Origin of the sequence: Peribacillus sp. TH14 (genome assembly GCF_016651145.1) — a bacterium.
GTDB lineage: Bacteria > Bacillota > Bacilli > Bacillales > DSM-1321 > Peribacillus > Peribacillus butanolivorans.
Map to the genome: position 1 here is coordinate 239,663 of NZ_JAEKEK010000001.1, position 19,479 is coordinate 259,141.

The window sequence follows — 19,479 nt, forward strand, 5'->3', positions numbered from 1 at the left end:
TTATTTTTTACATTATCACTATAGTTATAGTAATATAATTACTCTTATTTTGAAGAATTTCACTATATTTCCAGTGACATCAGAATAATATCTAAATACTCACATTTCAAATTTAAATTCTCAATTCGAATTGCCTTTTTTTCTTGCATAACGCATTTTTCATACCGATTAGCTTTGAAGTTCTTGCTAGCTTGTCGTTCAAATTACACACAAAAAAGGCAGCCCTTTTTTTAAGGACTGCCTTTTTCTTTGTTAGTTATTTTTCAGTTTTTCTAGTTCAAGAAGGAATTTATCATTCAATACTTTGATATACGTACCTTTCATACCAAGTGAACGTGATTCGATAACCCCTGCACTTTCTAACTTTCTCAACGCATTTACGATTACCGAACGAGTGATACCAACACGGTCTGCAATTTTCGATGCTACAAGTAGACCTTCATTACCTTTAAGCTCTTCAAAAATATGTTCAATAGCTTCTAATTCGCTATATGATAATGAGGAAATGGCCATTTGAACGACCGCTTTACTACGTGCTTCTTCCTCGATTTCTTCGGATTTTTCACGAAGGATTTCCATACCGACTACCGTTGCACCATATTCAGCTAAGATTAAGTCGTCATCGTGGAATTTCTCTTGTAAACGAGCAAGAACCAATGTTCCTAAACGTTCTCCTCCACCCATAATCGGTACGATCGTTGTTAATCCAGTTGCAAAAAGCTCTTTGTTTTCTACTGGGAAAGCAGTGTACTCACTTTCGATATCCAGGTTAGAAGATGTTTCTGGAATATTAAATAAGTTTTTAGTATACACTTCAGGGAATTGCTTATCTTCTAACATTTTGTACATACGTTCATTCTCGATTTGCTGACTTACTGCTATGCCGAGTAATTTTCCACGTCGACTGACGACGAACACATTTGCTTCGATAACTTCACTTAAGCTTTCTGCCATTTCTTTGAAGTTAACTGCTTTTCCTGCTGCTTTTTGGAGCATTGCATTAATTTTTCTTGTTTTTGCTAATAAGTTCATTTGATTTGTTCCTCCTAAAAATACCATGGTTCACAATAGACTATGAAGTTGTATTTCCGTAATTTTATGTTCATTGCATGGGCAAACATATTGCCATTTGTTTCATTCTTAAAGGATAAACTGGCTTAAATCTTTATTTCGGGCGATTGATCCCAGTTTTTCTTCGACATACTGAGGAGTGATTGTAATCTTCTCCATCGTGATTTCTGGAGCTTCAAACGACAAGTCTTCAAGAAGCCGTTCTAAAATAGTATGAAGTCGTCTTGCACCAATATTGTCTGTGTTCTGGTTTACCTCGAAGGCCACTTCAGCTATCTTACGAACAGCATCGTCAGAAAATTCAATTTCTATACCTTCAGTTTCTAACAAAGCTACATATTGTTTTAACAAAGCATTATCTGGTTCATGAAGAATCCGGACAAAGTCGTCTACAGTTAATTTGTTCAATTCTACACGGATCGGGAACCTTCCCTGTAATTCAGGAATAAGATCGGATGGTTTAGCCATATGGAAGGCTCCGGCCGCAATGAACAGCACATGATCCGTTTTAACCGAACCATATTTAGTCACAACTGTTGAACCCTCAACAATTGGTAGAATATCCCTTTGAACCCCTTCTCTCGACACATCCGCTGATGAACCCCCAGATTGCTTACTGGCGATTTTATCGATTTCATCGATGAAGATAATCCCGTTCTGCTCAGCACCGTACACAGCATCCGAAGTAACTTCATCCATATCAATCAATTTTGCCGCTTCTTCATTCGTTAAAACAATTCTCGCTTCACTGACCTTCAATTTGCGCTTCTTACTTTTCTTTGGCATCAAGCTTCCTAGCGCGTCTTGCATATTCATCCCCATTTGTTCCATTCCCGAACCTTGGAGCATATCAAACATTGAAGCGGCCTGTTCTTCCACTTCAACCGTGATCATTTCATTCTCTAACTCACCTTTAGCCAGTTTATCAGCTACAATGTTTCTTTTTTGCTGCAGATTTAAATCTTCGGAATTTTCATCCGGATCCTGCTCATCTTGATTGTTACTGCCTCCAAAAAAAACTTCAAGTGGATTCTTAAAATTGCTCTGTTTTTTTGTTGATGGCACTAATAATTCTATTAACCGGCGATTCGCATTTTCCTCTGCCCGTTCTTTTACGCTGGCCATCTTTTCTTCCTTCACGAGGCGGACAGATGTCTCTACCAAATCACGCACCATGGATTCTACATCCCGCCCGACATATCCAACTTCGGTAAATTTCGTTGCTTCAACTTTCACAAAAGGAGCACCAACCAATTTAGCCATTCTCCGAGCAATTTCTGTTTTCCCAACGCCGGTCGGTCCAATCATTAATATGTTTTTCGGAACGACTTCATCACGAAGTTGATCCGATAGAAGGGAACGGCGGTATCTATTCCGGAGAGCCACTGCCACTGCCCGTTTTGCCTCCCGCTGTCCCACGATATACTGATCCAGTTTTTCAACGATTTGCCTCGGTGTTAAATTAGCTTTTTTTGACATTATGCGCTCCTCCTTACAACTCTTCCACGATTATATTCGTATTCGTAAACACACAAATTTCCGCTGCAATTTGTAAAGATGATTGGGCGATTTCCTTGGCTGATAAATACTCACTAGAAAAACGCTTTAATGCCCTGCCGGCTGCCAGTGCATAATTTCCTCCTGATCCTATTGCAAGAATCCCGTCATCCGGTTCAATTACTTCTCCGGTACCAGAAACGAGAAGCAGATCATTTTTATCCATGACAATTAACATCGCTTCCAGCTTTCTCAGTACATTGTCACTTCGCCATTGCTTCGCCATTTCGACGGCAGCACGTTGAAGATTGCCATTATACTCTTCCAGCTTAGCTTCGAACATCTCAAATAAAGTGAATGCATCTGCAACCGAACCTGCAAAACCTGCAAGGACATTACCATTAAAGATCTTCCTTACTTTCCTTGCCGTATGCTTCATCACTACTGAATTTCCTAAAGTAACCTGCCCATCACCGGACATGGCACATTCACCTTTATGATGTACTGCAAATATTGTTGTCATAAAGAGTCCCCTTTCAACATTTAAGCTCGCGGATGTGATGCATTGTAGACTTTTTTTAATTGGTCTTTTGTAACATGCGTATACACTTGCGTTGATGAAATTTTTGAATGACCAAGCAATTCCTGTACTGTACGTATGTCCGCCCCATTATTTAATAGGTGTGTAGCAAAGGAATGCCTTAGCATATGGGGGTGAAGACTTCCCTCTGCGGCTGACTTTTTAATCAATTCATTTAAAATATAGCGAACTCCCCTAGCTGTCAGAGGGTCTCCACGAGAATTAACAAATAAATAAGCATGCGCCTTAGCGTCAGACGAAGTCATTTCCATCCTAGCTGTACGTATGTAAAAATCTATCGCTTCCTGAGCATATCTTCCAACTGGAACGTAGCGATCTTTCTTCCCTTTTCCATGGACGAGTACTGTACCTAGAGACAAGTCGATATCCTGCAGTTTAACTTCACAGCACTCACTAACCCTAATGCCCGTAGCATACAGTAATTCCAATAGTGCAGTGTTCCTTATTCCTATCGGTGAATCTTTCTTTAAAGAAGAAAATAACTGATTCATTTCTTCCTCATAAAGAAAACGTGGCAGCTTTTGATCCTTTTTAGGTAAAGAAGCAAGAGAAAAAGGATTATCCTTCACATCACCTTCACGTAATAAAAATTTATAAAAGCTCCGCAGGCAAGATGTTTTTCTTGCCACAGTTCGCTTAGAAAGTTTTTTCTCATATAAATTCGTTAAAAACAACCGGACATCAAAGTATTCGACAGACGTGACATCGGTAATCCCTTGTTCATTCAGGAACAAAAAAAATTCGTGAATATCCCGTTTGTAATTTTCAATGGTGTAATGTGAACTGTTTTTTTCTATTTGTAAATATTCAATGAAGGATGATAATGCCTTATTTTGATTAATCATGGAAACACCTCGCAAAGGCTAATAAATAGTATCATACTTTAAAACAGCAGGCAAATATTTTACAAAGTTTTCACAAAGTTCTGAATTGTGTCTAAAGCGCGTTTAGCATGCATTTCATTCCGATCTTTCTTCGCTTTGATTCTTACTTCAAGGTCTGGAAGCAGGCCAAAGTTGGCATTCATCGGCTGAAAGCTCTTCCCATTTGTCGATGTAATGTACCTTGCCATACTACCCATTGTCGTTTCGGCAGGGAAAATGGCAGGCTCCAACCCTTGGATGATTCTCGCGGCATTGATACCCGCAACTAATCCTGATGCAGCTGACTCTACATATCCCTCGACACCCGTCATCTGACCGGCAAAGAATAAGTCATCGCGATTTTTGAACTGGTACGTAGGTTTTAGAACGTTAGGAGAGTTAATGAAAGTGTTGCGGTGCATTACTCCATAACGAACAATTTCAGCATTTTCCAATCCTGGTATAAGCTGCAGTACTTCTTTTTGCGGTCCCCATTTTAAATGTGTCTGAAAACCAACAATGTTGTAAAGAGTACCAGCTGCATCATCCTGTCGCAATTGGACTACAGCAAATGGTCGTTTTCCTGTTTTCGGATCTTCTAAACCAACTGGCTTCAATGGTCCGAATAACATCGTTTTCTTCCCACGTGATGCCATCACTTCAATTGGCATACACCCTTCGAAAAAGATTTCTTTTTCAAATTCTTTAAGAGGAACAGTTTCAGCAGAAATCAATGCTTCATAGAAACGATCAAACTCTTCTTCCGTCATCGGACAATTCAAATAGGCTGCTTCCCCTTTATCATAACGGGATTTTAAATAAACCTTATCCATATTGATGCTTTCTTTTTCAAGAATTGGAGCAGCAGCATCATAGAAATATAAGTATTCTTCATCCATAATCTGCTTTAAGCTGTCAGATAGAGACTGACTTGTAAGCGGACCAGTGGCAATGACAGTAGGACCTTCAGGAATTTCTGTCACTTCTTCATTAATGACAGTAACATTTGGATGATTTTTCACCTTTTCCGTAACAAGACTGGCAAATTCATGACGATCGACAGCAAGTGCACCTCCGGCAGGAACAGCACAGGCGTCTGCTGCAGATATGATAACAGAATCCAAAATCCGCATTTCTTCTTTTAAAACACCTACAGCATTTGTTAAGGTATTTGCCCGAAGTGAATTGGAACAAACAAGTTCAGCGAATTTGTCGGTATGATGTGCTGGTGTTTGTTTTACAGGACGCATTTCGTATAAATCTACTTTAATTCCTCTTTTAGCTAATTGCCACGCCGCTTCACTTCCTGCAAGCCCAGCGCCGATTACACTTACTTTTGCTTCTTTCATTTTTCGAACCTCCATGTATAGATATGATAAGACAGGATCATTTATCATTAAAATTGCTTTTATAAAAGACTTCATTTTTAACGATATGTATGTATTTTACCCATAAAATACTCGTTCCTGCTGACAACAATTATAAACCCTATGCCATCAATCCTGCATTCTTCCTACAACCCAAGTTTCCTAAGATGGATAACGGACACAAAGAGGAATTATATCTTTAAGTTAATACACTTGTCCACTGAATTTTACATTACATGACCCAAATAAAAAAGTTTCAGGCTTTATCCAATTTCTTCTTGGAAATAAAATCCTCTTATTATGATGATAGCACACATCCATGAACATAAAGAAACTCGGCAGATGCCGAGTCCACATTTTATTCTGAGTTTCTCAATTGAACCTAGAAATATGGGAGTAATTAGTCCACCTTTTCTAAGCTTGAGGTGTTTCTTTGAAATCACAATCCATACACTGTACCTGCACGCCTTTTTTGAGTTTTTTCTCAACTAGCGTACCTTCACATTTTGGACAACTACGAGGTAGAGGTTTGTCCCATGAAATGAAGTCACATCCTGGATAAGTATCACAACCGTAGAACAGTCGGCGTTTTTTACTTTTTCGCTCAATGATGTTGCCTTCTTTACATTTCGGACATTTCACTCCGATTTCTTTAACGATTGGTTTTGTATTACGGCAATCCGGGAAATTACTGCAAGCCATAAACTTTCCATATCGACCCATTTTAAAGACCATTTCATGTCCGCATTCTACGCAATCTTCCCCTGCAGGCTCATCCTTGATTTCAATTTTCTCCATTTCGACTTCCGCTTTAGCCAAATGAATAGCGAAATCTTTGTAAAACTCATCAATGACCTTAATCCATTCAACGCTTCCTTCTTCGACACTATCAAATTCCTGTTCCATCTTGGCAGTGAATTCTGCATCTAGAATATCCGGAAAGAATTCACGTATCAATTCAAGGACAATTTCACCAAGCTCAGTCGGGATAAATCGCTTATTATCAAGCGTAACATAGCCACGTTTTTGAATCGTATCCAATGTAGGAGCATATGTAGACGGCCGGCCTATGCCTAGTTCCTCTAGTGTTTTGACAAGACGCGCCTCTGTATAGCGTGGCGGTGGCTGTGTGAAATGCTGCTTCGGTTCGACATCTTTTGAAAAGAATTGATCTCCTTTTTTTACATCTGGAAGGGCATTTTCCTTTTCTTCCACTGAGTCATCCGAACCTTCAACATATACCTTCATGAAACCTGGAAATTTAATTTTAGAACCATTTGCCCGGAAAATGACATCACCGTTGTGAAGGTCAATGCTCATTGTATCCATTACAGCCGAAGACATTTGACTTGAAACAAAGCGTTCCCAAATTAATTTATATAAACGGAATTGATCTCTAGATAAAAACTCCTTCACTAAACTTGGTTCACGTAATGTGCTTGTCGGTCTAACCGCTTCATGCGCGTCCTGAGCATTTGTCTGTTTTTTCTCCTTGCGCTGTTCAACCTGAACATAATCATCACCATAACTGTTTTGAATAAAGCTATGGGCTTCCTGCTTGGCAATATCCGAAATCCGGGTCGAATCCGTTCTCATATAAGTGATTAGCCCGACTGTACCTTCTTTTCCGAGCTCAATTCCTTCATAAAGCTGCTGAGCAAGCATCATGGTTTTCTTGGCACGGAAATTTAATTTCCGCGCGGCTTCTTGTTGCAAGGAAGAAGTCGTAAAAGGTGCAGCTGGATTACGCTTTCTTTCCTTTTTCGTCACGGTACCAATGGTGAATTCGCCGCCGCTTAAAGAAGCAAGTACTTTCTTGACATCTTCTTCCGTGTTTAATTCTTTCCGTTCACCACCAAGGCTGAAAAAGGAACCTTCAAACTGTTCATTTCCTTTAACAAAATCTGCCCTGATTGTCCAATACTCTTCCGGTACAAAGTCTTTGATTTCTTTCTCTCGGTCAATAATCATCCGAACAGCAACCGATTGAACTCGTCCTGCACTTAAGCCTTTTTTCACTTTTTTCCACAAAAGCGGGCTGATATTGTATCCGACCAAACGATCCAATATTCTCCTTGCCTGCTGTGCATCAACCAACTTCATATTAATGGGTCTTGGTGATTTAAATGATTCTTTGATCGCTTCCTTCGTAATCTCATTGAATACCACACGGCAATCTGAATTAATGTCGACATCGAGACTGTGAGCTAAATGCCAGGCAATCGCTTCACCTTCTCTGTCGGGGTCAGCTGCGAGATAGATTTTTTTTGCTTTTTTTGCAGCTGTTTTCAATTCTTTTAGAACCGGGCCTTTGCCGCGGATAGTTATATATTTAGGCTCATATTCATTTTCAACATCGACACCCATTTGGCTTTTAGGCAAATCGCGTACATGCCCCATGGAAGCCTTTACTTTATATTTTTTTCCTAAGTAACGTTCAATTGTTTTCGCCTTTGCGGGCGATTCCACAATCACTAAATATTCTGACATCCAATAAATCCTCCTCAAAGAGGTAATATAAATCTTCACTATTATTAATCATTCAAATTTCATTTGTCAACACCTCTTTATTTTTCAAAGCATGCTGATTTATTTAATTTTAGGTATTTTAACAAGAGGTGTCATTTGCAAAACTTATAACAGTTTTACAATATTTTCAACCTTTTTGACTAAAATTTCAACCTATTCATCTAAAAAAGCATCTTTTTTGCTATTTCCCCTTCAATTTTTCCGTATATCTTCTATATTATATTGTTCAAAATTCTTCCTCAATCTGTAACGAACTCAAAACAAGTTTGGCTCCATCTTGAATTAATTGATTGGCCCCTAATGATTCTGGGCTTAATACGTTACCTGGAAGTGCAAATACCTCTCTGCCATGATCAAGAGCTGCCTGTGCAGTTATTAGGGAACCGCTCTTTTCTTTAGCTTCTACCACAAATACTCCCTTGGATAATCCACTAATAATACGATTGCGCAGCGGAAACATCCAAGGTTCCGCCCTCATCGCCGGTGGAGTCTCAGAAAGCAATAACCCTTTATTGCTTATTTCTCTTGCAAGCGGGATATTAGATTTTGGATAAATTTGCAAAAGTCCCCCGCCCAAAACTCCAATCGTATTTCCACCTTTATCCAATGCGACTTTGTGTGCAGCCGCATCGATTCCAGCTGCCACTCCACTGATGATGACAAAGTTTTTCTGCACAAGTGGCGGTAAAATCGTTTTTAAGGCCTCCAGTCCATACCAGGTTGGCTTACGTGTTCCAACGACACCTAGAGTACTCTTCTTCTCTAGAAGCTGTTTATCGCCTTTAAAATAAAGCACCCACGGGGGATCAAATATCTGCTTCAGCAAAAACGGGTAATCTTCATCAAACATAGTTAGACATTTAATTTGGTTAAATTCGTATTGCTTTACCTTTTTAATCGTATTAAGAGAATGTAAATCTTTCAGAAAGAGATTTAATTTATTTGAAGGTATAGGAAGGATTTCAGCCCATTCGGTGTACGTGGTTGTGAAAAGAGAAGAAAGGGATGGATTATAGGCCAGAATTGTTTGGATCGTTTTCCATCCTGCTCCACGGCAATGATGGAGGTGGATTAATTTTTCTTTCCTGTTCAATTAGAAGCACCCCTAATCGGAAATTTTTAAAAGAAGATTAATTGCGGTTGTTAAGATGTGTTTCGGGGAGATTGAAGTGAAATAAAGACCGACCCAAAAAACAGGTCGGCCCATCTTAGATTAGTGTGTTTTGCAAGGTTCATACATGTCTTTTTCTTTAAGGACAGAAATCAAAGTTTCGCCCATAACGGATGGAGTCTCGGCTACTTTAATACCGCATTCATTCATAACGCGGATTTTCTCATCAGCTGTTCCCTTACCGCCTGAAATAATAGCACCAGCATGTCCCATACGTTTACCCGCTGGAGCCGTGCGGCCACCAATAAACCCGACAACTGGCTTCGTCATATTTTCTTTCACCCAGATTGCTGCTTCTTCTTCTGCTGTGCCACCGATTTCCCCAATCATGATCACCGCATGAGTTTCTGGATCTTCATTAAATGCCTTAAGTACATCAATAAAATCAGTTCCGTTAACAGGATCCCCACCGATACCGACAGCGGATGATTGTCCGATGCCTGCTTGTGATAATTGGTGAACGGCTTCATACGTCAAAGTTCCAGAACGAGAAACCACGCCTACATGACCTTTTTTATGGATATACCCTGGCATAATACCAATCTTACACTCTTCCGGACTAATAACACCCGGACAGTTTGGTCCAATTAAACGAGTTTTTTTGCCTTGCATATATCGCTTCACCTTAACCATGTCAAGGACAGGAATGTGCTCCGTGATACAAATTACAAGATCAAGTTCTGCATCAACCGCTTCAAGAATGGCATCCGCTGCAAATGGAGCAGGTACGTAGATAACAGATGCATTTGCTCCGGTTTCAGTGACAGCTTCGGAAACTGTATTAAATACAGGTACCCCTTCCGCTTCTGTTCCACCTTTACCCGGAGTTACTCCACCCACGATCTTCGTGCCGTATTCCAACATCTGTTTTGTATGAAATAATGCTGTTGAGCCAGTGATTCCCTGAACGATCACTTTCGTATCTTTATTAATATAAACGCTCATTATGTTCCCCCCTGCCTATTATCCTACAAGTGATACTATTTTTTGTGCTCCATCTGCCATTGATTCAGCAGCCGTAATATTTAAACCAGACTCTTTCAAAATCTTTTTCCCAAGATCCACATTCGTTCCTTCAAGACGGACAACAAGAGGGACATCCAAGCCTAGCTCTTTTGCAGCAGCTACGACACCTGTCGCGATGATGTCACACTTCATAATTCCTCCGAAGATATTTACAAAGATACCTTTTACTTTTTGATCAGATAGGATGATTTTGAAAGCCTCTTTAACTTTTTCCTCTGTAGCTCCGCCCCCAACGTCAAGGAAGTTAGCCGGGTCTCCCATATAGTGTTTAATGATGTCCATCGTTGCCATTGCAAGCCCCGCACCATTAACCATACAACCGATATTTCCGTCAAGCGATATGTAACTAAGACCGTGTTTGGATGCTTCAATTTCTTTAGCATCTTCTTCATCTAGATCACGGTACTCCGCAATGTCTTTATGGCGGTAAATCGCATTATCATCGAAATTCAATTTTGCATCTAGTGCCATTACATTGCCGTCGCCTGTCACAACTAATGGGTTGATTTCAGCAATTGAACAATCCTTTTCAACGAATGCTGTATATAAGTTGACCATCAGTTTAGACGCCTTATTTATTAGTGAAGCCGGAATGTTGATATTGAAAGCGATTCTTCGTGCCTGGAAGCCAGTTAAACCAACAACCGGATCGATCACTTCCTTGAAAATTTTCTCTGGAGTTTTTTCAGCAACTTCCTCAATTTCCGTTCCGCCTTCTTCAGAAGCCATCAATACCACACTATTTGTTGCACGGTCAAGGACCAGTCCAATATAATATTCCTTCGTAATGTCGCAGCCTTCTTCAATAAGTAAACGCTTAACTTCTTTACCTGAAGGTCCTGTTTGATGGGTCACCAGCGTTTTACCAAGAATCTCTTCTGCATATGTACGCGCTTCGTCAAGATTCTTTGCTACCTTAACTCCGCCGGCTTTCCCGCGGCCGCCCGCATGAATTTGAGCTTTGACGACAACAACATCTGTACCTAACTCCTTCGCTGCTTCTACTGCTTCATCAACAGTAAAGGCAACCCGGCCATTCGGAACAGATACCCCGTATTGTCTCAAAATCTCTTTCCCCTGATACTCATGGATATTCATTTCCCATCCTCCTTATCTACTAAAAACCAACTACCAAAAAACAACATTTATATTTAATGCGTGTTTTCTCTATCATATTACAACAAAATTCTCCTTCGTGCATGATTTTCTTTCGTAATATTTTAAAAAAATTATTACAATATACTTCTAGGTCGGTGTATAAAATGGAAAAAATATAGTCCATTAATATGTTTATTTTTTAAAAATAGTATTTATCCCGGTCCGAAATCTCCATTCTAAAAATAGCCATTCCGTTTTTCATTTAGTATAAACACTTTGTTTACAAGCCTTTTTTCATCATTTTTTTCATCTATCTTTTTCTGAAACATTATAGTTATCTTTCTAAAAAATTTTAAATTTTCAGAAAAAGAAAAAGGACAAAGCCGTAGCTTTATCCTTTTTCTGATAGTTTAGTATGTTTTTAATATAATAAAAATTTTTAAGTGCATTTCCTAAAATTCTACATAAACCAACCATAAATTCACATAAATCAACCCAAATAATTTGAATCTTACCGATTCAAGTCCCGGTCAACTTTATAAACAAACGCAAATACCTCTGCAACCGCTTCATACAATTCTTCCGGAATCGTTTGATTAATATCCAATTGCCCCAAAAGGGAGATTAACGACTCATCTTTTTGAACAGGGATATTCAGTTTCATTGCTTTATCTAGAATCTTTTCTGCAGTTTTACCTTTCCCCTTTGCCAAGATGACAGGGGATTTCGAAATCTCCGGGTCATATTTTAAAGCGATCGCTTCTTTTCGTTTTTCATTCGTCATATCCGAATATCCACCCCACTATATGATTCTTTTTCTGAAAAAAGGGCGGATTTAAATTTCGTGTCAGTATTTTTTTTGCTCACTGGATTTTCAAATAAAACTCCGGATAATCTGTAATCCATTTTTTCCAGATTCGCCTTCAACAGTGTAAGATAATTGTCGGCGGCTGCTTCTATTGTTTTACTATACTCATTAATGACCGTCACTTTTATGACACGGTTTTGAACCTGCATGTCAATGAACGTTTCCTTAAGACGTTCTAACTCTAAATAAAACAGGATTCGACAATAATCGGGGTCTATCTTGCCATCTTTTTTTTTCCTTCCGCTCCATTGCAACGTTAAGTCCGTTTGAGAAGACCCAAGATTAAGAGGCAATGTAAGGAGTAAGTTCTGCAAGGGGCCCGTTTCCTGCGAAAAAACCTGTTGAGCAGTAATTCGATTCAAAATTTGTTCTGCCAGTTCCTTAACGGATGCCGGATTTTGCTCGTTCAGAAGTTTAAGTAGCAACGGTTTGAGGGTCTCTAAATCCTTTATTAAATCTTCCAAACCATCTCCAGGCATATTAGCAAGAGCATGTTCCAACTGTAGTCCAAGCATCTTCGTCCACTCTTTAAGTTGTTGCGCAACAGAGGCACCATTCGTGAAATCGATTATTTGAAATTCAGTTTCCAGCACTTGTGTAAGCACTAGTTTCTCAGCATTCGTAACGGAGAGCGCCTCAGGACGTCGCTTAAGCGATTGAATCAACAGTTCTGTCACTTTCCCCTTCGACTCGGTAACTTTCTCTGTATCCTTATTTAAATGGGCTATTAGGTCATTTACCTCTATTTCGGCACCCGCTATTCTATTTCCGACTGATGCTTCTGCAAACGTACGCTCAAGCAAGCGGGAAGCAAGAGCGGACAGTTCTTCTGTAGAAATGGTTTTTTGCTGAATTGATTTCGTATCAGTAGACGTTTCTGCTTCTACATAATCAAGACCGTTCAATAACCGATTTAGACTATATTCGACCTTTTCAACTTTCCCCAACGTTCCATTTTTTGCATCAGATAGCAATTGCAGTCCCTGTTGTAGTTTATCGGTCACTGAGTTCTTAGTAGATCCTGATATTTCCGCCGATTCGACAACTAATTTCTCCAAAAAGCCAGCCTCAGTAATCCCCATTTGAATGAAACCAGTCTTTTGAAGCAGGGAGAATGCCCCGGTTTTCAATTCAGGTGATGCACTGGAATCGATCCAAGTGGTAACAAGTTTCTGTAGACCAGTTTATTGAAGCTGATCCTGTTTAGCTACATGTAACGAGTCTAATACGCCTTTTAGTTTTACTGATGTTTCCGAATCACTGTCCTTTAATTGTTGCTGCAGGCCACTGAGCAATTTGTGAAAAGGTTCGCCTTTTGCTTGTGCTAACAACGCTACAAATACTTCTTCAACAAAAGGTAATTGCTGAAGGAACATTCTTTTGATGATAGACAGGCCATATTCTTTTGCATCAGCAGTTTTTACCCATTGCAAAGCAGACATAAAAGTATCCTTTGTAATTGGGAGTTGATTTTTCAGTAAATACTCGGCAAGGCTGGCTGCCTCCGGTTCTGGAGATATGCCAAGATGAGAGAGCAATTGTGCAGCCGCTCCTTTTAAACTAGAAAAGTTCACATTCGGAGAATCCAGTACTTTTAACACAACCTTCCCCTCATTTGGCTGCTGTACTTGAAACCAATACATTTCTCCAGCCTGAAGTGGGATATCGAGTGTGGCAATCATTTTTTGATGGCCAATCTGCACTTCCGTTATTTGGTTAGGATAAATCCTATTCACTTTTCCGAAAAGGATTTGTCCGTTTTTCAAACTCGTACTTCCCTTTATTTCAATGGGTGACGACACGGATTGACCGCTTGTTATCGATTGCATCTCTCTCGCCCTCTCTCTTAATCGTTCGTTCGTGCGGCGATTTCCTTTACAGGTGCAAAACTCCTCCTATGCCAAGGTGTAAGCCCGTGATTATCGAGTGCTTCTAAATGTTGTTTAGTCCCGTACCCCATATGCTTTTCAAATCCGTATTCTGGATACGCTTCCCCATATCCCTTCATCATCCTGTCACGTGTCACCTTAGCGATAATAGAGGCAGCAGAGATAGAAATACTTCTTGCATCTCCCTTTATGAGTGAAAATTGAGGAATCGGCACTTCAAGTTCCATCGCATCAATCAGCAAATGATCCGGGAGTTCTGAAAGATTGTTCACCGCCGCAATCATGGCTTTTTTCGTAGCTTGATATATATTGATTTCATCAATTTCTTCGCTATGTACAATGCCCACCCCGATGGATACAGCTTCCTTTAAGATAGTCTCATAAAATAGTTCCCTCTTTGACTCAGGAATTTTCTTAGAATCATTTAGCCCTGGTAGATAAAAAGATTCAGGTAAAATAACTGCACTAGTCACAACCGGTCCCGCTAGCGGCCCTCTTCCTACTTCATCGATACCGGCAAGAACTGAAAATCCCTGTTTTCGCAACTCCCGTTCAAACTCCGTCATTTTCATAAAATTATTCTTTACCTGTAGCTCTTTTTCATAGGCTCTTTGCCATTTACTTACTAAGTCTGTTACTCCTTTTCGTCCATCCTCCTGGCATTCTTTTAAGAACGAATCTTCTGGCTCGCTTACTGTTTTTAATTTTGAAGAGATTTCTTTTATACTCATGGCAGTTTTCATCATTTATCACCTATCATTTTAATTATCGGCAGTCTTGTTTCATTTCTACAGCTTAAACAAAAATACGGAGCGGAAAAGAGACATCAAAAGGTAAAAAAACCTTTTGACATCTACCTCCAGCTCCGTATCAACCCTATACACAGACATTCCTTTTAAGAATCATGTCTGTGTTCTCTAACCTCAAAAGAAGTTATTCGGGGGTATTTTCTTCTTCTTTTTCTATCGGTAGCTCAAACGTGAGCGGCCCCATCTTTTCAGAACGGATTTCTCGAACGACCAATTCTGCGGTTTTATCATAATCAATAAAGCCCCCAGATGCTAGACAACCTCTGAACTTTCCAACTGCATCAAATAGTTCTAGCGTTTCTTGAGGAATTACATCCAGATTATAACGGGATTTCAAACGATCCGGATATTCTCTTTCCAAAAAGCGAAGGCCGTATAAAGAAACTTCATGCAAGTTTAAAATCGTATCTTTGATTGCTCCTGTTAGCGCTAGTCTTAAGCCAACTTCCTGATCCTCAAATTTAGGCCAGAGGATCCCCGGAGTATCCAGAAGTTCTAATTCCTTTCCTACTTTTATCCATTGCTGTGCTTTCGTAACACCAGGTGTATTCCCTGTTTTGGCAATGTTTTTTTTAGCAAGACGATTGATTAAAGTAGATTTCCCTACGTTCGGAATACCGACAATCATAGCACGAATCGCACGCGGCTTAATTCCTCTTGATTCCATCCGATCATACTTTTCTTTTAAAAGTTTCTTAGAGGCAGCTGTAATCTGGTTTAAGCCATTTCCTGCCTGTGAGTTAATAGCGATTGCCGTTTTACCTTGTGATTTATAATACTCAAGCCACTCATTGGTTTTTACCGGATCAGCCATATCAGCCTTATTCAAAAGGATAACCCTTGGTTTATGCTGTATGATTTCATCGATCATCGGATTTCGTGAAGATGCAGGAATCCGGGCATCCACAAGTTCAAAGATGATATCGATCAGTTTTAATTTTTCTGTTACTTCCCTTCTTGCTTTGGCCATATGGCCAGGGAACCACTGTATTGTCAATGGAATCAACCTTCCTACTATTCCGCCAATCGAAAATCTTCAATCGGCCAATAAACTAATTTAGTTTTACCTAACACCTTATTGTAAGGAACAACACCTACGCCAATATGGCGGCTGTCCTTACTAAAACGGCGATTATCTCCTAAGACAAATAGATGGTCTTCAGGCACGGTTTCTTGTTCTATAACATCGCTTAATGTAAATGGTTCTGTCAAAGCCCCGCCATCAATCAACTGCTTTTTATATTCATCCAAGTATGGCTCTGCATAGGCTTTTCCATTCACGTAAAGCGTATCATCTTTATATTCTATTTTTTCGCCTGGTAACCCAATGACCCGTTTTATATAATCCTTGCCTTCAGGGGCTTCAAAAACAATAATATCGAATCTTTTCGGTTCACTAATTGAATAGGAGATTTTATTTACGAGCATGCGGTCCGTGTCCTTTAATGTCGGCATCATGGAATTGCCGTCCACGACAATCGGAGCCAGGAGGAAATAACGAATCAGCGTGGCTGCTATAACCGCGATTATGACCGCCTTAGTCCATTCCCACAATTCATTTTTCTTTTTCGTCATCCTTACCCACCCTTTTAGAAAGCATATCAACAATTATTTTAACATGTCGCGGACGCTATAGCGAGCAGGATTCTTTATAGTCTTCACCCTGATGAGCGATTATTTTTTCTTCAAGTGCAAAAAAAGGAGCCTGTTAAACAAGCTCCTTTTTTGCATAATACTGTTTGGTTACTCACCATATGTGAATCATGGCAAACCCGCATAGAGATATTCGAAGAATTAACGACGAATTTCTTTAATACGTGCTTTTTTACCACGAAGTTCGCGTAGGTAATAAAGTTTCGCACGACGTACTTTACCGTGACGGATAACTTCTAATTGCGCAATTTTTGGTGTGTGAAGAGGGAAAGCACGTTCCACTCCAACGCCGTAAGAAATCTTACGTACTGTGAAAGTTTCACTAACTCCGCCGCCACGACGTTTGATTACAACGCCTTCAAACAACTGGATACGTTCGCGAGTTCCTTCAATAACCTTTACGTGTACACGTACTGTGTCACCAGGTCTGAATGATGGAAGATCTGTGCGAAGTTGTTCTTTTGTGATATCGTTAATAAGATTTTGCATCGATTTCAACTCCTCCTGGACGCTCTTACAAATACTAATTGTTTGCAGCGGAACATCGTTATAAGACTGAGCATTTTGCCCAAGTCACAAGGTATATCCTATCATACTCTAGATGCTGATGCAATAGACATCAGTCTTCTTTTTGAATCTCTGACAATAATTTTTTTTCAACGTTCGAAAGTTCATAGCTTTCGAGCAAATCCGGTCGTCGATTCCACGTCCTGCGTAATGACTCTTTCATCCGCCATTCATCGATTTTTTTATGATTACCGGATATAAGCGTATCAGGAACTTTCATTCCCCTGAAATCTGCAGGTCTAGTATAATGGGGATGCTCTAACAAACCAGAAGAATATGAATCAAGAATCGGGGAGTCTACATTTCCTAACACGCCCGGAAGCAAGCGAACAACGCTGTCTATAATAACCATAGCACCCAATTCACCACCTGTAAGCACAAAGTCACCTATTGATATTTCATCTGTGACAATATGCTCCCGGATGCGCTCATCATACCCTTCATAATGTCCGCAAATGAAAATAAGATGATCTTCTTTCGCAAACTCTTCAGCTTTTCTCTGCGTGTAACGCTCTCCCTGTGGACATAGCAAGACAACTCGTGGCGTTTGCTCAGCGTGCCCTTTAAGGGCTTCTACGGCGTCAAAGATGGGTTGTGCCTTCAATACCATCCCTGCACCGCCACCATACGGATAATCATCTACTGTCGAATGCTTATTGTCTGCATAATCACGAAAATTGGTCACATTGTAGCTGACAGCCTGTTTTTCTGCGGCCTTTTTTAAAATTGACGAGCCAAATACCCCTTCGAACATTTCTGGAAATAGCGAAAGTACATCGATTTTCATCAGTCTAAAAGCCCTTCCATCGGTGTGATGATAACTTTTTTAGCAGATATATCTACTTCTTTCACAATTTGATCAATATATGGAATTAAAATATCCTTACTGCCAGCTTTCTTAATGACCCAAACATCATTGGCGCCCGGCGTTAGAACCTCAATGATCTCCCCTATTTCTACACCTTCATCTGTAAACACCGAACAGCCGATGATTTCATGGAAGTAGAATTCACCTTCATCCAATTTACCTAGCTGAGCTTCCTTAATTTTCAAGACTCCATTCCGGAAAGCCTCGACCTGACCGACGTTGTAGTAGTTTTCAAACGTCAATAAGTTAAAGTTTTTATGGTTGCGATGCGACCTGATAATAAGTGGCAAAGGCTTTTTCTCTGTTTCTCTAAATAAATACAGCGTATTGCCTACTTTGAAACGCTTTTCCGGAAAGTCTGTTGATGAAATAACACGGACTTCACCTAAAAGACCATGTGTGTTGACAATTTTACCTACATTAAACCAATTTTCCATTCTTTCACCTCTAACGAATTTCCGAGACGATTCCATCTTTAATGACAATAGTCTTCGTTGTCATAAGTTCGTCCCAATCTGCCCCAATTTCTACCTCAATGATACTTTGAACTTCCCGTTCCTTCAGTTCGCTTCCAGTAGGAAGGATTTCCAACTGTTCCATTTGAAATTCAAGCAGTTTGATTTTTTCTTGCCTTTGGTTTATTTCTTTTTCAAAATGAGCACGGAGACTAGCGGGCTGAAGGTTCCTAGTTTTTTCAAGTTTTTTCAGTTCAAAACGAAGCTGTTCACTCTCTTTTTGAAGCTGTAGACGTTTTGATTTGTACTTCTCGAGGAGCTGATTCTTGCTGGATTCCGTTAATACTTGGTTAACGATTACATTTTGGAGAATTTTCATTCCAGCACCTCCTATTATCTATGATTTCTTATTTCATTCAAAAAATATGTATGATAGGGTAATCTTTTTGAAAAATGGGGGTCATTCTCTTAAGTATAACGTAAATCGGTAAAAGATGCGTCTTAAAAAGGCGTAAAGTTTAAACTCCGAGTCGTATTTGAATATGATTAAAGTCGGAATTCAACTTTCTTGAAGTACAAAAAAAGGAGGGGTATTAGCCCTCCTTATTCGGAAATCTCCAAATAGATTTTCTTCTGCTGTGAGGATCCTGCTGCATATACCACAGTCCGAACCGCCTTAGCAACACGCCCTTGTTTACCGATGACCTTGCCCATGTCTTCTTTATGAACGGAGAGGACATAAACAATTCGGTCGGACTCTTCCTTCGAAGTCACGATGACTTCTTCCGGATAATCCACAAGTGCTGAAACAATTGTTTCAATTAAAGCTTTCATCAACTACCGTCGATTACTTGCTGTTTTTTGCAACATGGAATTTTTCCATGATGCCTTGTGTTGAGAATAAGTTACGAACTGTATCAGATGGTTTAGCTCCATCTTGTAACCATTTAAGAGCAAGCTCTTCGTTGATGTCAACTTTAGCTGGTTGAGTCACCGGGTTATAAGTTCCTACAACTTCAATGTAACGTCCGTCACGTGGTGAACGAGAATCTGCAACTACAATACGATAGAAAGGAGATTTTTTAGCTCCCATACGTTTTAAGCGAATTTTTACTGCCATTTTAAATAAGCACCTCCGAATAGTTTC

21 protein-coding genes are annotated in these 19,479 nt (G+C 39.8%); all 21 read right to left on the bottom strand.

The genetic code is table 11. From position 1 onward, the window contains the following. Window positions 1-252: 252 nt before the first annotated feature. A complete protein-coding gene (gene codY, locus JFU50_RS01295; RefSeq protein WP_053345318.1) occupies window positions 253-1,032 on the bottom strand; it encodes a GTP-sensing pleiotropic transcriptional regulator CodY in 780 nt (259 codons plus the stop codon). Window positions 1,033-1,140: 108 nt separating this feature from the next. Further along, window positions 1,141-2,550 (bottom strand): HslU--HslV peptidase ATPase subunit, encoded by a 1,410-nt coding sequence (hslU, locus tag JFU50_RS01300; protein WP_056526744.1) that lies wholly within the window; start codon window positions 2,548-2,550, stop codon window positions 1,141-1,143. Window positions 2,551-2,563: 13 nt separating this feature from the next. Continuing rightward, window positions 2,564-3,091, bottom strand: coding sequence for an HslVU peptidase proteolytic subunit (gene hslV / locus JFU50_RS01305; RefSeq protein ID WP_056526739.1), 528 nt, complete (start codon window positions 3,089-3,091; stop codon window positions 2,564-2,566). 20 nt (window positions 3,092-3,111) lie between these two features. Beyond that, window positions 3,112-4,014 carry a tyrosine recombinase XerC gene (gene xerC, locus JFU50_RS01310; RefSeq protein WP_201221422.1) on the bottom strand — a complete coding sequence of 301 codons (903 nt, stop codon included), beginning with the start codon at window positions 4,012-4,014 and terminating at the stop codon, window positions 3,112-3,114. Window positions 4,015-4,073: 59 nt separating this feature from the next. Then, entirely contained in the window at window positions 4,074-5,396 is a 1,323-nt protein-coding gene (trmFO, locus tag JFU50_RS01315) for an FADH(2)-oxidizing methylenetetrahydrofolate--tRNA-(uracil(54)-C(5))-methyltransferase TrmFO (RefSeq protein ID WP_328114025.1), read from the bottom strand. Window positions 5,397-5,813: 417 nt separating this feature from the next. Continuing rightward, window positions 5,814-7,889 carry a type I DNA topoisomerase gene (gene topA, locus JFU50_RS01320; protein ID WP_053345313.1) on the bottom strand — a complete coding sequence of 692 codons (2,076 nt, stop codon included), beginning with the start codon at window positions 7,887-7,889 and terminating at the stop codon, window positions 5,814-5,816. A 265-nt stretch (window positions 7,890-8,154) separates the two neighbouring features. Then, entirely contained in the window at window positions 8,155-9,021 is an 867-nt protein-coding gene (gene dprA, locus JFU50_RS01325) for a DNA-processing protein DprA (protein WP_201221424.1), read from the bottom strand. Window positions 9,022-9,141: 120 nt separating this feature from the next. Next, window positions 9,142-10,044 carry a succinate--CoA ligase subunit alpha gene (sucD, locus tag JFU50_RS01330; protein WP_053345311.1) on the bottom strand — a complete coding sequence of 301 codons (903 nt, stop codon included), beginning with the start codon at window positions 10,042-10,044 and terminating at the stop codon, window positions 9,142-9,144. 18 nt (window positions 10,045-10,062) lie between these two features. Next, the gene (sucC, locus tag JFU50_RS01335) at window positions 10,063-11,223 is read right to left on the bottom strand and encodes an ADP-forming succinate--CoA ligase subunit beta (RefSeq protein ID WP_053345310.1); all 1,161 of its coding nucleotides are present in this window, start codon (window positions 11,221-11,223) and stop codon (window positions 10,063-10,065) included. 511 nt (window positions 11,224-11,734) lie between these two features. Further along, window positions 11,735-12,007, bottom strand: a complete 273-nt coding sequence (locus JFU50_RS01340; protein ID WP_201181453.1) for an EscU/YscU/HrcU family type III secretion system export apparatus switch protein — start codon at window positions 12,005-12,007, stop codon at window positions 11,735-11,737. Beyond that, a complete protein-coding gene (locus JFU50_RS01345) occupies window positions 12,004-13,173 on the bottom strand; it encodes a hypothetical protein (RefSeq protein ID WP_207198768.1) in 1,170 nt (389 codons plus the stop codon). Before JFU50_RS01345 ends, JFU50_RS01340 begins: the two co-directional genes overlap by 4 nt. 102 nt (window positions 13,174-13,275) lie before the next feature. After that, the gene (locus tag JFU50_RS01350; protein ID WP_201221428.1) at window positions 13,276-13,920 is read right to left on the bottom strand and encodes a hypothetical protein; all 645 of its coding nucleotides are present in this window, start codon (window positions 13,918-13,920) and stop codon (window positions 13,276-13,278) included. 17 nt (window positions 13,921-13,937) lie between these two features. Then, complete coding sequence (locus tag JFU50_RS01355; protein WP_201221430.1) at window positions 13,938-14,723, bottom strand: ribonuclease HII; 786 nt, start codon at window positions 14,721-14,723, stop codon at window positions 13,938-13,940. A 190-nt stretch (window positions 14,724-14,913) separates the two neighbouring features. Beyond that, window positions 14,914-15,786 (bottom strand): ribosome biogenesis GTPase YlqF, encoded by an 873-nt coding sequence (gene ylqF / locus JFU50_RS01360; RefSeq protein ID WP_053345306.1) that lies wholly within the window; start codon window positions 15,784-15,786, stop codon window positions 14,914-14,916. Window positions 15,787-15,803: 17 nt separating this feature from the next. After that, entirely contained in the window at window positions 15,804-16,364 is a 561-nt protein-coding gene (gene lepB / locus JFU50_RS01365) for a signal peptidase I (RefSeq protein WP_053345305.1), read from the bottom strand. Window positions 16,365-16,583: 219 nt separating this feature from the next. Then, window positions 16,584-16,931, bottom strand: a complete 348-nt coding sequence (gene rplS / locus JFU50_RS01370; protein ID WP_053345304.1) for a 50S ribosomal protein L19 — start codon at window positions 16,929-16,931, stop codon at window positions 16,584-16,586. A gap of 130 nt (window positions 16,932-17,061) precedes the next feature. Further along, window positions 17,062-17,796, bottom strand: a complete 735-nt coding sequence (gene trmD / locus JFU50_RS01375) for a tRNA (guanosine(37)-N1)-methyltransferase TrmD (RefSeq protein ID WP_201221432.1) — start codon at window positions 17,794-17,796, stop codon at window positions 17,062-17,064. Beyond that, window positions 17,796-18,314, bottom strand: a complete 519-nt coding sequence (gene rimM / locus JFU50_RS01380) for a ribosome maturation factor RimM (protein ID WP_053345302.1) — start codon at window positions 18,312-18,314, stop codon at window positions 17,796-17,798. The genes trmD and rimM overlap by 1 nt, the downstream gene beginning before the upstream one ends. Before the next feature lie 10 nt (window positions 18,315-18,324). Next, window positions 18,325-18,711 (bottom strand): YlqD family protein, encoded by a 387-nt coding sequence (locus tag JFU50_RS01385; RefSeq protein ID WP_053345301.1) that lies wholly within the window; start codon window positions 18,709-18,711, stop codon window positions 18,325-18,327. A 224-nt stretch (window positions 18,712-18,935) separates the two neighbouring features. Continuing rightward, window positions 18,936-19,166 (bottom strand): KH domain-containing protein, encoded by a 231-nt coding sequence (locus JFU50_RS01390; protein WP_053345300.1) that lies wholly within the window; start codon window positions 19,164-19,166, stop codon window positions 18,936-18,938. A gap of 13 nt (window positions 19,167-19,179) precedes the next feature. Next, window positions 19,180-19,452: a 30S ribosomal protein S16 gene (gene rpsP, locus JFU50_RS01395; RefSeq protein ID WP_053345299.1), complete on the bottom strand. Its 273-nt coding sequence runs from the start codon at window positions 19,450-19,452 to the stop codon at window positions 19,180-19,182. Window positions 19,453-19,479 lie beyond the last annotated feature (27 nt).